This is a genomic window from Allobosea sp. LjRoot9, assembly GCF_964252745.1.
Classification (GTDB): Bacteria; Pseudomonadota; Alphaproteobacteria; order Rhizobiales; family Beijerinckiaceae; genus Allobosea.
This window is the reverse complement of sequence record NZ_CAXUPC020000006.1, coordinates 26159-41350: the sequence shown is the minus strand read 5'-3', so window position 1 is coordinate 41350 and position 15192 is coordinate 26159. Positions and strand designations below refer to the sequence as shown.

Sequence of the window (15192 nt, the reverse complement as noted above, 5' to 3'; positions counted from 1 at the left end):
CCTCCTAGGCGGCTGCGACGGCCGCGTCTTCATAACGCGAAACATGCGCCGCCGCTGCGCGCAGATCGACAAGCCCCGCTTCCGCGGAAACGCAATGCTCGGCGAGATGGCGGCGGAACAGGCGCGCGCCGCGCTGGCCCGGGAACAGCCCGACGAGATGGCGCGTGAAGGCATGCAGCCGTCCGCCCCGCTCGAGATGCGCCGCGATATGTGGCTCCAGCGCCTCCAGCATGGCGAAGGCGTCCGCGACCGGCGCGGCCGCGCCGAAGAGCAGCGGATCGACCTGGAGCAGGATCTCGGGGTTCTGATAGGCCTCGCGGCCGATCATGACACCGTCGAGACGGGCGAGATGGCCGCTCCATTCCTCAGGCGCGCGGATACCGCCATTGATGGTGACGATGAGGTCGGGATTGTTGTCCTTCAGCCTGTAGGCGCGCTCATAGTCGAGCGGCGGCACCTCGCGGTTCTCCTTCGGCGAGAGCCCCTGGAGCCAGGCCTTGCGGGCATGGACGGTCAAGGCGTCGACGCCGGCCGCGCGCACCGCCGCAGTCAGCGCATCGAGCGCCTCTTCCGGATCCTGATCATCGACGCCGATGCGGCATTTCACCGTCACAGGGATGGAGACGGCAGCCTTCATCGCCGCGACGCAATCGCCCACGAGGCCGGGCTCGCGCATCAGGCAGGCCCCGAAGGCGCCGCCCTGGACGCGGTCCGAGGGGCAGCCGCAATTCAGATTGATCTCGTCATAGCCGAAATCGGCGCCGATCCGCGCCGCTTCAGCGAGCAGGACAGGATCATTGCCGCCGAGCTGGAGCGCGACCGGATGCTCGAAATCGTCGAAACCGATCAGGCGCTGGCGGTCGCCACGGATCACGGCCTGCGCCGTCACCATCTCGGTGTAGAGCCGGGCGCGGCGCGACATCAGGCGATGGATGATGCGGCAATGCCGATCAGTCCAGTCCATCATCGGCGCGACAGAAAACCTATGTACTTGATGATCCTGCATTTTTCTCTTGCAAGTCAGTGTATGCGCGGCGTTTCGCGTGCCACCGGAGCCGGCTGCCAGGTTGATCGTGGTGAGGCTCCGAACGCGGCACGCATCGCGCGCCTGAAAACATGCGGGGCACTCATCGGCCCTCATATCGACGACATATGCGACCTCGGCAAGGCTCCTCAACGCTCCAAGCCTGAATTGCCAAGGCGGTAGCTCGGTCGGTGGAACGCAACTCGGCAAGCGTAACATGGCGCCTCTCGAGCGCGAGCGTCTCATTCGCTTCGGCCGCGACCGCGTGGCGCAAGATCCTCATCCCAGGATGTCCGCGACGATTTTGCGCAGCTCCGCGCGGGTGAGGCCGCAGGGCTCCGGCTTCCAGTTCGGATCGGATTTTCGGGGTGCAGTCTTTGTCGTGTTCGTCAGGTCAGGGCGCGGACGCCCGGTTGCAGGCTTGGTTTCATAGGTATTGTGCATAGTGATCCATTCGCGACGCGGCAGAGCCGCGCAGCAGTTACGCTTTGGGGGGATTCGGCGCGCGCAGAAGCGCAGCGGCACGCTGCATCCAAGCAGCGGTCAAACTTCGATGAATACGGATACCAAGCTCGGCGCTTGATCAGCGCATCTGGAGCCGGCCGAACGAATCGTCGCCGAGCCGAAGTCTATAAAGGCAGAATATGGCGAATTCAGGCGCCTGGGCCGAATAGCTGGAGCCGGCCTCACCAGCGTATCAGGCGCGGGAAGATGAGCGCGCCGAGGCAGGTCACGATCGCGATGGCGAGCGTGTACCAGGTCGCCAGGAATGGCGCCGTGTCGTCAGGGCAATGCAGGCTGTACGCCACTGCAGCGAGGCCGGCCGAGGCAAGGCCGGCGCAGGCGCCGGTGAGACGCCCGTCCGTCGGGGCGCCCCGGCGCGCCAGCAACAGCAGGATGACGAGGGGACACAGCGCATAGAGCGGCACGGCGATGAGGCAGGCGCGCCAATAACGGCCGAAGACCAGCGCGCTCCACTGCTCGACCGGCGCCTGGTTCAGGGTCAGCAGGGCCCAGCCCGTCACCAGCAGCAGCGGAATCGCGAGCATCGGCAGGAGCCGCTCCGCCTTCAGCCCGGGACGCAGGCTCCTCTGGAACAAAACGAGCGCGATGCTCGCAACGCTGACTCCGAAAACGGCCTTGGCGATGACCGGCAGCGTCATCCAGGCGCGAGCGAGATCGGGCCGCGTGCCGAGCGTGACGAGCACGAGCCCGACCGTGACCGCAAGCGCTGCGAGCGCGGCGAGGCCGGTCGCGCGCCTGAGCCAGCCGGTGTCGACCGGCCGGTGGCTCGCGGTCATAAGGGAGATCAGGTTGTCGGTCTGCATGTCTGATCTTGGGTTCGCATGTCTGATCTTATCGGTTCTGATCTTGCGGATAAGTTCGGCTCAGGAGGGAATTCGCGGCAAGCCGGCGAAAGGTTACGGTGCATCGATCTTGCAGCGGGATCATGCCGGTCGTGTCCCGCGCTTCGACAGGAATTTGGCCATGGCCTGCAAGCCACGATGGATCGCGACCTTGGCCGCCGTCTCGGTCATTCCCGCGGCGTTCGCGGCCTCGGCCACGCTCGCGCCTTGAAGCTTGACCCGGTCGATCAGAGCGCGCGTGCGCTCCGGCAGAGCCTGCAGCGCGCGTTCCAGGTCGAGCCTGGCATCGGGGGCGGCGCTGTCGGGCGCGGCCAATTGAAACGCCTCCTCGTCGATCGGCAGGCTTGCGGCGTGACGGCCGCTGCGGCGCAGATGGTCGACGAGCTTGTAGCGCGCGATCGCATGGGCCCAGGCCGTCACCGGGCTCGCGGGATCATAGGTGTGGCGGGAGAGATGCAGGGCCAGCAAGGTCTCCTGCAGCACGTCCTCGGCCTCGCTCGGCTCGCCGCGGCCGGCGCGCGCCAGCATCTGTCTGAGATAGCCGCGCAGGCGCCGGCTGATCGTGTCGAGGAAGAGCCGATAGGCCGCGGCATCGCCGGCCAGGGCAGCCAGGAAGACGGGGCGCAGCTGCGTTTCGAGTTCGAGGAGCGACAAGGCTGTGCGCTTTTCCGGGGATGGCGAGGCAAAATCCGGCTTAGTCCGTCGCATGCCGTCACAGGGCTCACAAGCCCGTGACCCGGTGATGAACCCCGCTGGCCTACTCTATAGGCTCGCGCCTGCGGGAGGCGCTCTGTGGGCGCGCATGCACAGGAGCCTCGGAGATGACCGCGAGGGATTTGGCTGCAAGGACTTTGGCAGCGAGACAGCGTCTTGCCTGCTGGATGGTGGCGCTTGCTGCCACCTTTGCCCTGACCGGCCCCGCGCCGGCCCAGAATCCGGCCGATCGCAAGCCTGTCGATTCCTGTCCGGCTGAGGGCGGCTGTCTGGTCGACGGCGGTTCTTACCGCATCGTCCTGCCGCAGCGGGCGCCGGCCGGGCAGCGCGGCGGCGCGATCCTGTATTTCCACGGCTATCAGGGCTCGGCCGACGAGACGATCGCCGATCAGGGGATCGTCGGCGTGGCGCAACGCCTCGGCGTCGCCCTGATCGCGGCCGATGGCATGGCCCGCACCTGGTCCTATCCCGGTTCGCCCGGCCATCACCGCGACGAGTTCGCCTATGTCGGCCGCGTTCTCGATGATGTCGCACGGCGCTTCCCGATCGACCCCGGCCGCATCATGGCAAGCGGCTTCTCGCAAGGCGGCTCGATGGTCTGGTATCTGGCCTGCCGAATGCCGGCGCGCTTTGCCGGGTTCGCGCCGATCGCCGGCGCATTCTGGGAGCCGCTGCCAAGCGGCTGCGCCGGTCCGCGCCCGAACCTGATCCATGTCCATGGCGTGAGCGACACCACCGTGCCGCTGACGGGACGCAGCTTGCGTTCCGGCTACCGGCAAGGCGATGTCTTCAAGAGCCTGGCTATCCTGGCGCCGGAAGGCTGCACCGCCTCCTGGGCCGCAGACGCTCGGGCTGCCGACACGAAAGCGCCAGCCGATCCTCCTGAGCTCAGCTGCCGGTTGGCGAGCGGCTGCGCCGGCCCGGCCCGGCTCGAACTCTGCTTGCATACTGGCGGCCACATCGCCTCCGCCGCTTGGGTCGAGCGCGCCTGGAGGCTGATCATGCCGCCCGAGGCGCCGCCCGCGCGCACCGGCGCCAGGCTCACATTTCCGTGAAGATGTAACCGCGGCGCCGGCCGCTGCGATCTCTCTCGCGCAGCCATTGACGCGGCCCGCCGGAGACCCTGCATGCGCCAAGCGACGAGTTCACCAGACCACGCCGAGGACACACCGCCCCTCGCCGGCCTCTCCCCGCGGGGAGCGAAGCGGCCGCGCGACGAGCGGCTCGACTTCTTCCGCGGCCTGACCATGCTGATCATCTTCGTGGCGCATCTGCCGGAGAACAGCTGGAACGCCTTCATCCCGGCGCGCTTCGGCTTCTCCTCCGGCGCAGAGCTCTTCGTCTTCTGTTCCGGCATCGCCAGCGCGCTCGCCTTCGGCAGCGTCTTCGTCCGGCGCGGCCTCCTGCTCGGCACGGCGCGCATCGCCTACCGGATCTGGCAGGTCTATTGGGCGCAGCTCGGCCTCGTGCTGGCGCTGATCGCGCTTACAGGCCTGCTCGACCGCGTCTTCGGCCTGGCCGAGCTCGCCAGGCAATTCCCGCCGCTGCTGAGCGACGCGGAGACCGCGCTCTTCGGCCTGGCCACCCTGACCTGGCAGCCCGACTATCTCGACATCCTGCCGATGTACCTCGTCATCCTGGCGCTGGTGCCGGTCGCGATGACGCTCAGGCGTCTCCACGCCGCCCTGCCCTTTCTGCTGGCCGGGCTGCTCTACGCGCTGGTCTGGAGCGAAGGACTCAACCTGCCCGGCAATCCCTGGAATGGAGCCGGCTGGTTCCTCAACCCCTTCGCCTGGCAGCTCGTCTTCTTCATCGGCTTCTTCATCGGCATGAAATGGCTGCCGGTGCCGCGGCTCGGCGACAGGCGGCTCATGCTGGCCGCCACCAGCTTCGTCCTGCTCTGCGTGCCGCTCTCCTTCTGGGGCATCCTGGAGCACTGGCCCGCCGCGCAGGCCCTGCGCGAGCTGGTCATCCCCGAAGCCGAGAAGAGCAACCTGCATATCCTGCGCGTGCTGCACTTCCTGGCTCTGGCCTATCTCGTGCTGAGCCTGATCGAACCCTGGCGCCGGCGGCTCGACAGCGGCGCGGGCCATCTCCTGATCCTGATCGGCCGGCAGTCGCTCGCGACTTTCCTCGCCAGCGTCGTGCTGGCGCGCCTCGCCGGCACGGCCGCCGACATGCTGGGGCGCCGCGAGGCCAGTGTCGCGCTGCTCAACCTGGCAGGCTTCGCGCTGATCCTCACGGTCGCCGTCATCGTCGGCTGGTTCAAGAGCCAGCCCTGGGCCGGCCCGGCCCCCAAGCCGAAGCTCGAGCCAGTGCGGCAGGAGGGGCCGGCCGCAGCCCTGCCAACACGGGTCCGTGAAGCGAGTTGATGTCCGTTTGAACGGCGCCCTGCGAACTCCCCGATAAGCGCCCTGTTCGGCGCGGCAATGGAGCAGCCTCATGTATCACGATCTATCGGGCGACCGCGTCACCGTCGCGAACGACGCGGCAAGGCTCGCCTGGAACGACACGCTGGAGGCGCTGCTGGCGCATGCCGCGGCGACGCCCGAGCATCTCGCCCGCACGCTGGCTGCCGATCCTGGTTTCGCGCTCGCCCATGCCGCCAAGGGCCTGATGCTGCTCTCGCTGGCACGGCCCGAACTGCTCGGCGCGGCCCGCGACTGCCTGGCGAAGGCGCAAGCCGCCATGGCACAGCGCCCGGTGACGCGGCGCGAGCACATGGTCAGCGAGGCGTTGGCGCTCTGGCTCGCAGAGGCGCCGCGCCAGGCGGCGCAACGCCTGGAGGCCATCCTCGAGAGCCATCCGTTCGACGTGCTGGCGCTGAAACTCTCGCATGGCCTGCGCTTCATGCTCGGCGACCAGGCTGACATGCTCGCAAGCCTGTACCGCGTCGTGCCGGGCTTCGCGGAGAGCCATCCGCTCGCCGGCTATGTCCATGGCTGCTACGCCTTCGCGCTCGAAGAGCAGGGCTTCTATGCCGAGGCCGAGCGCACTGGGCGCCGCGCGGTCGCCTTGAGCCCGCGCGACGCCTGGGGCCGCCATGCCGTGGCGCATGTGCTGGAGATGACCGGCCGCGCTGAGGAGGGCGTCACCTGGCTCGGCGATGGTCGCAACTGGGCCCATGCCAATAATCTGCGCTTCCATATCGTCTGGCACCTCGCTCTGTTCCGGCTGGAGCGCGGAGAGACCGCCGAGGTGCTGCGGCTCTATGACGAGGACATCCGCGGCGAGCAGACCGATGATTACCGCGACATCGCCAACGGCGCCTCGCTGCTGGCCAGGCTCGACTATGCCGGCGTCGATGTCGGCTCGCGCTGGGAGGAGCTCGCGGCCAAGGCCGAAGGCCGCGTTCATGACGGCCGCCTCGTCTTCGCCGACCTGCACTACGCGCTCGCGCTGCTCGGCGCCGGCCAGCATGACGCGGCCGAAACCATCGCGCGCGGGCTGGTCGAGGATTGCCAGACCCATCGAAGCGGTGAACGGCGCGAAGCCGCCCGCAACGGCGCGCTCGCGGCCTTCGGCCTGATCGCCTTCCATGAGGGCGACTATGCCGAGGCTTCCCGCCTGCTCGGCAGCGCCCGCAACGGGCTTGTCGCCATCGGCGGCAGCCACGCCCAGCGCGATCTGTTCGAGCAGGCCCATATCGAAAGCCTGATCCGCTCCGGCAATCATGATCGGGCCAACCACGTCCTCAGTGAACGCCTCGCCCGGCGCGGCGGTTCGAACCTCTACGCCGCCCGCAGGCTGGCGCAGCTGCGACAGCGGCCATCGAGCCGGACCGCGGCGCTCGCGATCGCCGCGACGCCGCTTGCCATCGCCCATTGACCTTTTGGACCCTTTGGACCCCTCGCGACAGGAACTGACGCCATGACCACCGCCACCATGACCCGGGGCTTTGCCCTGCCTTCGACGCGCAGCGTGCTCAACCTCGCTCTCGGCGGCTTTGCCGCGCTCGGCTTCTGGGAGCTGTTCTCGGCCGTGCCGACCGCCTGGTTCGCCGAATATCCGCTGGAGCCGCCGGAGCTGGTCAAGTCGCTCTTCGCGCATCAGCTCGGCCTCACCATCTCGACGCCGACGGCCAAGCTGCTGCATTTCACCACCGGCTTCCTGTTCTACCCGCTCGGCTATTACGGGCTGACCCGCTGGGTGAAGAGCTTCGGCATGCCGGCCGATGGCTGGATCTGGGGCGTGATCACCTATTTCATCGCGCTTGGCTTCTTCGCGCCGCTCGCGGGCCAGCATTTCCTGCTCAACGACGTGCCGCGCCTCTCCGTCATGAGCCTCATCGGCCACGCGATCTACGGCTACCTCGCGGCCTATGTCTTCGAGGCGCTGGAAGCGCGCAGGGCCTGAGCCGCGTCAGGACAGGGAGAGACGCCATGCTCGACAGGCGAGATTTCATGCGACTGCTCGGCCTTGCGGTGGTGCCGTTGGCGACAACCGGCTGCTGGGCCGAGGCCCGCCAGCCGGTCAATACGCTGGGCTCAAGCGATGGCGTCGCCATCCGCGGCTATGATCCGGTCGCCTATTTCCGCGATGGCGGCCCGCGCCTCGGCAAGCCGGAGTTCTCGGTCAGCCATGGCGGTGCCACCTGGCGCTTCGCCAGCGCCGAGCACAAGGCCTTGTTCGAGGCGGATCCGCAGCGCTACCTGCCGGCCTATGGCGGCTTTTGCGCCTACGGCACCTCGCGGGGCTATCTCGTCAAGATCGAGCCCGAGGCCTGGTCGATCGTGGATGGCAGGCTCTATCTCAACTACGACCTCGGCATCCGGAAGACCTGGCTGGCAAAACCACAGAGCTACATCGCCCGGGCCGACGCCAACTGGCCGAAGCTGGAGCAGGATGCGAAAAACTGAGAGCCGGTTTTCGCATCGATCCTGCTCTCATTCTTTGATGAGAGCCGGGTTTTAGATTTGCACGGATCCAGGCGTCGGGGCGGCCTCGAGGCCATTTGTCATTCCGAAACGACTGCCGCCGCATAGTCGCGGCAGCCGCCCATCTCCCGACAGCCGATTCCGGGAGTGATGTTTGGCTGCATCCGGAGATTTCGCGTTGGAGACGACCCTCTATTTGCCGGTCAAGCACTTCCTTGAAAACCTCGGCTATGCCGTGAAGGGCGAGATCGGGCGATGCGACCTTGTCGGGCTCAAGGAGGGCGACCCGTCTGTCGTCGTGATCGGGGAGCTGAAGCTCAGCTTCAACCTCGAGCTTGTCCTGCAAGGCGTGGATCGGATGAGCGTCGGCGACGAGATCTGGCTGGCCGCCCGCCTCTCGGCCAGGGGAAAGGGACGCGAGAGCGATGCCAGGTACCGCAACCTGTGCCGGCGCCTCGGCTTCGGGCTGCTCGGTGTCGCCTCATCCGGACGCGTCGATGTCCTGGTCTCCCCGGCGGCGCCGACACCGCGCAAGGATCCCAAGCGCCGCTCGAAGCTCGTCGAGGAGCACAAACGGCGCCAGGGAGATCCGGTCGCAGGCGGCGGCACGAAAATGCCGATCATGACCGCATACCGGCAACAGGCGCTTGCCTGCGCCGCGGCGATGACGTCGACGCCGCAGCGGCTGCGCGATCTCAAGCCATCCTGCCCGGACGCCCAGAAGATCCTGCATCGCAATGTCTATGGCTGGTTCGAACGCGCCGATCGCGGGGTCTACGCGCTCACCGAGGCTGGTCGCGCCGCGCTACAGAAGTGGCCGCCCTCCGCGATCGACCTAAGGCATGAAGACCCGGCCGGGCATGCGTCTGCCTAGATTCTGGAAACGGCGCGCACGAACTCCTTTCGGCGCGCCACGCCTCGTCTTCTCCGAAGCGCCCAAGGTTATGGTGAGACGGAGGCGTCGCCTGCGGCCTTCTCCTGCTGCGCAAATTCGCGCCGCAGCAGGCGCTGATAGGCGAGCCCGATCCCGACGAGGCAGGCTCCCAGGCCGATGAAGGACAACGCCCTCAAGAGGCCTTCCAATCCCGACATATCGAGGAGGAAGGCTTTGCAGATCGCGACAGTGACGACCGCAAGGGAAGCCAGCCTGAGGTCTTTCGATTGCAGCCGGAAGCCGAGCGCCAGCAGGGCGACGCCATAGAGCAGGAGCGCCGCCGAGTAGGCGTAGAGTTCGGTTGCGCTTCCGCCGTCGACCAGCAGGTCAGGGCCGACGAACCAGCGCCGCACCTCGATCAGCAGGTAGATCAGGCCACCTATGATCGCGGCTGCGCCAAAGATGCGCCTAGCCAGCGGGGCCGTGATGTATTCGCGTGTCCAGCGCGCCGCAGTGAAGGCGAGAAGTGATGGCATGAGATAGCCGACCAACGCATTGTCGAGGATGATCGGCCCGGCCAAGGGCTCCTCTGTCAGCAGCGGATTGGCGAGCAGCCCCGAGAGAAGACCGAAGGCAACGCTGGAGGCGATAGCCGCGCTTTCCGCGCGCACTCTGACAGGGCGACCGAACACCCTGACCGAACCGGCTATCATGATGGCAATGGCCGCGATGAAGCCGAGCGACGCGTACCAACCGGCTTCGGCCAGCGTCACCGGCACCTCGGAGACGAGCAGCGACCCGTGGAAGCCATGTCTCAGAAGCAGGAAGGCGCACAGCACCGCCCCGCCGATCGCGGTCTTGGCGAAGGCCCGACTGATTGCTGGACGGGCGGAGCGCGTCCAGAAGGCAAGGCCGGCGAAGGCAAGGGTTGCTGCGCCATATCCCCATAGGATCCGATTGAAGATGATGGGGCCGGAAACCCCGCTGTGATCGATCATCGGATTGCGCAGGATGCCGAGCGCCAGTGTCGCCCATCCGATCGCCAGGACGGCCAGTGCGCGCATCGCGTAGTCGGTCACGCGGCTGCTTGCGGCTGTGTGCCAGATCCGCGCCGCGGCAGTCAGGGCGAGCAGCATGAGCGTCACGATGACGGCCTCGACGAAGCCGACGGTCTCAACGGATCGCGGAGCCATTTGCGGGCCAGCAAAGGCGTGCCGGACGATGAGGATGGCCCCGAGTGACACCAATACGGCCGCGCTGGCCGTGAGACTCTCGCCGATGCGCGAGCGTGCTTCGTTTCGATCGAGCACGAAGCCCAGCGCGCCCAGAGACAGGCCGGCCAGCACATAGAGCATGAGCCGGTTGAAGACAGGCGGCCCGAGCACCTGCGTGCCATCGAAGAGCGGATCGAGCAGGCCACAAAGCCCAGCGAGGCTCAGCACGATCAGGGCGGCGGCAGCGATGTCTGCAGCCGGGCCGAAGATGCGCCCGGCCAGGCGGCGCGCAAGGCGTTGCAACCCTGCCCCGATGAGGCCGATCGCCACGACATGCATCACGGCTTCCTCGAAGAGCCTGTTTCGTGGCTCCCCCAGATAATGGCCTGCCATCAGCGTGCTGTTCGGCACGAGGTCCGGCCCTGCGAAGAACTGCCGGATTTCGAGCAAGACGAAGGCCGCACCGAAGACAACGGCCAAAGCCTCGTGCACGCTGCGGGGCCGATCCTGCTTTGCGCGCAGCGCCAGAGCGCCGACAGCGAAGCACAGCGCCGGACCGGCATAGGCTGGGATCACCCAGTTGACGATGGGCCAGGAGCCCATCTCGGTGACGATCGGCTGCCAGACCAGGCGCGCGAATGCGGCCGTCGCCAAAGCGGCCGACATGCTGCGCAATAGCGGGATCGGGCGCAGGCTGGCGATGATGGCAACGCCTGCTGCGGCGATGGCCAGCCCGACCACAAGCCAGGTCTCGCGCAGCGCAAAGGCAACAGTCATGCCGAGCGCTATCGCGCCGCCGGCGGCATAGGCGGCCGAGCCGATGAGGGCGAGCGGGTTTGTCCGCGACCGCGTGTTGCGTCGTTCGACGGGCAGCAACACTTCCGAAGCGCCAAACAGCGCCAGCGACAGCACGAGCGCTAGCGCAGCGAAGCCGGTCGAGCGCTCAAAGCCGTTGCTGCGCAGAGCCGCGGCCAGCAGCAAACAGATCGGTCCGAGCGCGGAGGCGAAGGCAAGGCAGCCGCGGATGATGAATCCACCGGCGCCGGCGCCCTTACGCGTCAGCAGGGCATAGAAGGGAAGCCCGGCGACGATCACAGCCAGCAGGGCAGCGGTCCATCCGATTCCCGGACCGGCATTGCCCGTGAAACTCAGCCTGATGAGATCGAGGACGAGATGTGGCGAGATGCCGAAGGCGGCCTCCCGGCTTGGCCAGAGCAAGACCATTCCCGCCGCTGCGGCCGCAGCCAGAGGCGCCAGCGCCGCAAGGTCACGGTGCCGCGCCGACGAGAGCACTGCAACCAGTACCGATATCAGAATGGCTGCGTGCAGCGGCGCGGGACCGCCATCGGCTGTCCATATGATTCCGGACAGAACCAGCGGAACGGCGATGGCGATGAGGCCGACCGCGTCGAAGCCCAAAACCATCCAAACGCCCTGGGCTGCCCGGCCCCTGAGCGCGGGCCATTCCTTGAGCAGGACAAGAGCCAGCACCGCGCCGACAATCAGCAGGAAGGAGGCCCATGGTGGATTGTGACCCGCCAGTGCGATCAGCAGGGTCCAGATGCCGTGTCCCGCAACGGCGCCCAGCGTGACCACCCGGCTCGGCCGCCGCGCATGCAGAAGGAAGGCGGTCGTCGTGACGAAGGCGATGAAGATCGATAGCGACGCGTAGCTCGGCGCGGTGCTGGCGACCAGCATGGGCGTCGCATAGGAGCCGACGAGGCCGAATAGTCCAAGGACCGGGCCATGGACGAGAGATGCCGCAAGCGCGGCCAGGCCGATCAGCCCCATCAACGCGAAGGCGATACCCGGTCCGATGAAGCCATAGATCGCATGCGCCGCAAAAACGACGCCGAAGCCGCTGAGCACGCTGACGCCGGCGAGAACGCCGGGGATGTTGGCGCCGCCCAAACGTCCGAAGGCAGCCGAGACAGGGCTGAGATCGGCGATCCGATCGGTCCGCCTCAGATATTCACTGGCGGCGGCTGCGAGAAGCGAAAAGGCCGCGCCCATCAACAGGCGCACGCCAGGGCCGAAGACTCCGGCCTCGATTGAGTATCGAACCAGGAAGAGCCCGCCAAAGGCGAGCGCGATACCGCCCACCCAAACCGCCCAACGCGAGCCGATCGCCTCTTCGAAATCGCGGCGTGGAGCGACTGGCGCAGGCAACGGCACTTCCGCGATTGCAGCCGCTGGCGGTGATGCTGAGGGCTCGAGCTGTGCTTCGAGGGCCTGTGCTTCGAGGGCCTGGGGGGAGACCTCCGGCTCGAGCTCGGCATCGCGGGCCGCCTCGGCAAGCGGCTCGATCTCTTCCACAGGGGGCGACGGCGCCTCAAATGCGTCGAGCGGCGGCGGGGGAGCGGTGACGGGTTCCGGCGGAATATCCGGCGTCGGTTGCAGGGTGGTCTCAGCCTGAACGACAGCATCCGCGGGCGAAGCCATAGCGTGAGCGGACCACTGTGTGGCAGCGCGTGCGCTGTCGGCTTCTGGCTGGCGATGTTCCACAAGGGCTCTGCGAAGCGCGGCTACTGCCGATCGCAGGTCGTCGATTTCAGCCTGCTGCTTTGCAACAAGTGCAAGCGCGTTATTGGCTCGCCCGCTTGCGGAGAAGGCCGCCCACGGGACGGCGATGAGGAAGCCGAGGACTACGAGGCCGAGCAGAACCAGAGCGTCCAAAACATACCCTCAACCGCAGCTAGACCATCGTTGATGGCATAACGTATCGTCACAGGCTGTGTCCAATGGTGCGTGTCTCATGGCCTGCCGGCCACGCCGAGTACCGGGCTGGTGGGGAGCGGAGATTCCGAGAGGCAGCATGGGCCAGTTGTGCCCGCTGGCGGGAGCGCAAGCTGGATGGCCCAAAAACTTGCCAGGGGCGTCGGCACGTAGCAAACTGCGGACGCATATGCCCTGTTTTGCGCGTCCGCATCGCATTTCGGTAGAGCCTTTTTCAGTGAATTGTGACACGCTATCGGGTGTCCCAATGATTGCCGACCCTGCGCATGAAGCGGTTTCAATTCCCGCCGAACGATGGCACCGGTGGCACGAAATCGTGCGCGAGATCGGCCGCGACGATCATGGCCTTGCCGAAGAACTGGATATCGCCAATACGGTGCCGACGAGGCGGAATCTGTATTGGGCCGCCATAGCTGCTCGCATTCTCGCGCAGTGGACCACCGGCGACCGGCAAAGGCTGGCGGATGAGATCGCAACCGAGCTGGAAGGCGTTGCCGCCCCACCACAACGCGGTCCCGTCGGAGCGCCCGCGGTCAATCGTGACGTGCCAACGGGTGTCACAATGATTGCCGACCTTGCGCATGAGGCGGTTTCAATTCCCGCCGAACGTTGGCACCGGTGGCACGAAATCGCGCGTGAGATCGGCCACGACGATCATGGCCTTGCCGAAGAACTGGATATCGCCAATACGGTGCCGACGAGGCGGAATCTGTATTGGGCCGCCACCGCTGCCCGCATTCTCGTGCAGTGGACAACTGGCGACCGACAAAGGTTGGCGAACGCAATCGCTGTCGAGCTGGAGAATGCTGCCGTACCGCCGCATTGAACCCACGATCGACCGCTCGCCGCAATGGCCAGGCATGATTTCGTCTGCATGCGAGGGCGCCTAAGGGCTCGAGAAGGCGATTGCTGTACGAAAGGATATCCTGACCGGCATTGGACAGTGCGAGATTCTCTGCGACATCGTCGAAACCGGCAACGAGAGCTGGCGCTTCAAGAACAGGCTCTGAGCCAAGCGCTCCACCGACCCAGAGCCGGCGCGGCTGCGCAACCCATGCCAGTTGCGCCGCGCTGCCTCACCTCATCAAGGGGTCAACACTGGACGCCGATCGGGGGGCAATATTGCGTGCCGTTTGACAAAAACTGACCGTCCAGGAGTCCGCACCCGGCGCAGGCTACGCCGCGCCAGCATGCGAATGAGGTCGACCGAACCGCTGCGGCCGAATCTTTGTCAGCCGCCCGCCTTGATCCCCGCCTCTTCGACGACGCGGTTGGCACGCAGGGTCTCGGCTTCGATGAAACGGGCGAAGCTCGCCGCGTCCTCCGTCACGGCTTCGGCGCCGAGTGCGGTCAGCTTGTCGACGATCTCGCGATCTTTTGACGCCGCCTGCACCGTCGCATTGACGCGCTGCACCGTCGCGGCCGGCAGGCCCTTCGGCCCCCATAGACCGTACCAGAGCGTGAAGTCGAAATCCGCCAGCCCGAGCTCGCCAGCGGTCGGCACGTTCGGCAGGAGCTTGCTGCGTTGCGCACCCATGATCGCGAAAGCGCGCACCTTGCCATCGCTGATGAATGGCAGGGCCGAGCCGAGCGGAGCGACCATCAGCTGCACCTGGGCGGCGACCACATCGGTGATCGCCGGAGCCGTGCCGCGATAATTGACCAGCTCCGCGCTCGTGCCGGTGCGGCGCTTGAAGCTCTCGGTGGCGAGGTGGCCCATGCTGCCCAGTGCCGAATTGGCGAAGCTGTACTCAGCGGGCCTGGCCTTCATATCGGCGATCAGCGCCGGCATGGTCTGCGGCGTCTTGCTCGAACCGATCAGCACCATCGGCGAGGTCGCGAAGCGCGAGATCGGCGTGAAATCCGTCAGCGGATCATAGGACACGTTGCGCATCACGTGTTTCGCCATGATGTGGATGTCGGCATTGGTCAGATAGGTCATGCCGTCGGGCGCGGACCTCGCGACGTCGGCCGCACCGAGCGTATTGCTGGCGCCGGCCTTGTTCTCGACCACCCAGGATTCGTCGAGCGCAGGCGCGATGCGCTGGGCGTAGAGCCGGCCGATGACGTCGATGGCGCCGCCTGCGGCGGCGGGGACGACGAGCCTCACGATCTTGCGTTGAGCAAAGCTGGCCCGGGGCGAGAGCGCGCTGCCAGCGAGCCCCATCAGGGCGGCACGTCGTGTGATGATCACCAGGGTTTCCTCCAGATCCGGCCGCCTTGGTGGCGGTTCTCGCTTCAGGTCGAAAGGCGGTCTGCGATCAGGATCTCGCCGTGGAGCAGGCCCCGACAGCGCCAGGCACTGCCGACTCCGCAGGTCATTTCGCGAAATAAGAACGCATACTTATTATCAGTATGCACCACATCTCGGCCCTGTCAAACCAAC

General features: G+C 66.7%; 12 protein-coding genes. 7 read left to right on the top strand and 5 right to left on the bottom strand.

All coding sequences use genetic code 11. From position 1 onward, the window contains the following. Positions 1–4: 4 nt before the first annotated feature. From dusA to ACSQ3P_RS21665, 3 genes are all read right to left on the bottom strand, one after another. Positions 5–1006 (bottom strand): tRNA dihydrouridine(20/20a) synthase DusA, encoded by a 1002-nt coding sequence (dusA, locus tag ACSQ3P_RS21675; protein ID WP_436167553.1) that lies wholly within the window; start codon positions 1004–1006, stop codon positions 5–7. Positions 1007–1710: 704 nt separating this feature from the next. After that, positions 1711–2352 carry an NrsF family protein gene (locus ACSQ3P_RS21670; protein WP_436167552.1) on the bottom strand — a complete coding sequence of 214 codons (642 nt, stop codon included), beginning with the start codon at positions 2350–2352 and terminating at the stop codon, positions 1711–1713. A 120-nt stretch (positions 2353–2472) separates the two neighbouring features. Beyond that, on the bottom strand, positions 2473–3045 hold the full coding sequence (locus ACSQ3P_RS21665; RefSeq protein ID WP_436167551.1) for a sigma-70 family RNA polymerase sigma factor: 573 nt from the start codon (positions 3043–3045) through the stop codon (positions 2473–2475). Between the two features lie 167 nt (positions 3046–3212). On the opposite strand from ACSQ3P_RS21665, the gene ACSQ3P_RS21660 reads away from it, so the two are divergent. The 6 genes from ACSQ3P_RS21660 (at position 3213) to ACSQ3P_RS21635 (ending at position 8856) form a co-directional block, all read left to right on the top strand. Continuing rightward, positions 3213–4160 carry an alpha/beta hydrolase family esterase gene (locus ACSQ3P_RS21660; RefSeq protein ID WP_436167550.1) on the top strand — a complete coding sequence of 316 codons (948 nt, stop codon included), beginning with the start codon at positions 3213–3215 and terminating at the stop codon, positions 4158–4160. Between the two features lie 72 nt (positions 4161–4232). Further along, a complete protein-coding gene (locus ACSQ3P_RS21655) occupies positions 4233–5477 on the top strand; it encodes an OpgC family protein (protein WP_436167549.1) in 1245 nt (414 codons plus the stop codon). Between the two features lie 70 nt (positions 5478–5547). Continuing rightward, a complete protein-coding gene (locus tag ACSQ3P_RS21650; protein WP_436167548.1) occupies positions 5548–6933 on the top strand; it encodes a tetratricopeptide repeat protein in 1386 nt (461 codons plus the stop codon). Between the two features lie 42 nt (positions 6934–6975). After that, the gene (locus ACSQ3P_RS21645; RefSeq protein WP_436167547.1) at positions 6976–7461 is read left to right on the top strand and encodes a hypothetical protein; all 486 of its coding nucleotides are present in this window, start codon (positions 6976–6978) and stop codon (positions 7459–7461) included. A gap of 26 nt (positions 7462–7487) precedes the next feature. Continuing rightward, positions 7488–7964 (top strand): YHS domain-containing (seleno)protein, encoded by a 477-nt coding sequence (locus ACSQ3P_RS21640; protein ID WP_436167546.1) that lies wholly within the window; start codon positions 7488–7490, stop codon positions 7962–7964. Positions 7965–8160: 196 nt separating this feature from the next. Next, positions 8161–8856 (top strand): DUF2161 domain-containing phosphodiesterase, encoded by a 696-nt coding sequence (locus ACSQ3P_RS21635; protein WP_436167545.1) that lies wholly within the window; start codon positions 8161–8163, stop codon positions 8854–8856. 68 nt (positions 8857–8924) lie between these two features. On the opposite strand, the gene ACSQ3P_RS21630 is transcribed toward ACSQ3P_RS21635, so the two are convergent. After that, positions 8925–12512 (bottom strand): DUF2339 domain-containing protein, encoded by a 3588-nt coding sequence (locus ACSQ3P_RS21630; protein WP_436167544.1) that lies wholly within the window; start codon positions 12510–12512, stop codon positions 8925–8927. Positions 12513–13053: 541 nt separating this feature from the next. Here ACSQ3P_RS21630 and ACSQ3P_RS21625 point away from each other — a divergent pair. Beyond that, positions 13054–13632 (top strand): hypothetical protein, encoded by a 579-nt coding sequence (locus ACSQ3P_RS21625; protein WP_436167543.1) that lies wholly within the window; start codon positions 13054–13056, stop codon positions 13630–13632. 405 nt (positions 13633–14037) lie between these two features. Here the strand turns inward: ACSQ3P_RS21625 and ACSQ3P_RS21620 are convergent, their stop codons facing one another. Then, the gene (locus ACSQ3P_RS21620; protein ID WP_436167542.1) at positions 14038–15000 is read right to left on the bottom strand and encodes a Bug family tripartite tricarboxylate transporter substrate binding protein; all 963 of its coding nucleotides are present in this window, start codon (positions 14998–15000) and stop codon (positions 14038–14040) included. Between the last annotated feature and the right edge of the window lie 192 nt (positions 15001–15192).

Coding starts and splice junctions, on each gene's coding strand:
- dusA (WP_436167553.1), bottom strand. CDS start 1,006: ATGCAGGATCATCAAGTACATAGGTTTTCTGTCGCGCCGATGATGGAC.
- ACSQ3P_RS21630 (WP_436167544.1), bottom strand. CDS start 12,512: ATGGCTTCGCCCGCGGATGCTGTCGTTCAGGCTGAGACCACCCTGCAA.
- ACSQ3P_RS21645 (WP_436167547.1), top strand. CDS start 6,976: ATGACCACCGCCACCATGACCCGGGGCTTTGCCCTGCCTTCGACGCGC.
- ACSQ3P_RS21625 (WP_436167543.1), top strand. CDS start 13,054: ATGATTGCCGACCCTGCGCATGAAGCGGTTTCAATTCCCGCCGAACGA.
- ACSQ3P_RS21650 (WP_436167548.1), top strand. CDS start 5,548: ATGTATCACGATCTATCGGGCGACCGCGTCACCGTCGCGAACGACGCG.
- ACSQ3P_RS21640 (WP_436167546.1), top strand. CDS start 7,488: ATGCTCGACAGGCGAGATTTCATGCGACTGCTCGGCCTTGCGGTGGTG.
- ACSQ3P_RS21670 (WP_436167552.1), bottom strand. CDS start 2,352: ATGCAGACCGACAACCTGATCTCCCTTATGACCGCGAGCCACCGGCCG.
- ACSQ3P_RS21655 (WP_436167549.1), top strand. CDS start 4,233: ATGCGCCAAGCGACGAGTTCACCAGACCACGCCGAGGACACACCGCCC.
- ACSQ3P_RS21660 (WP_436167550.1), top strand. CDS start 3,213: ATGACCGCGAGGGATTTGGCTGCAAGGACTTTGGCAGCGAGACAGCGT.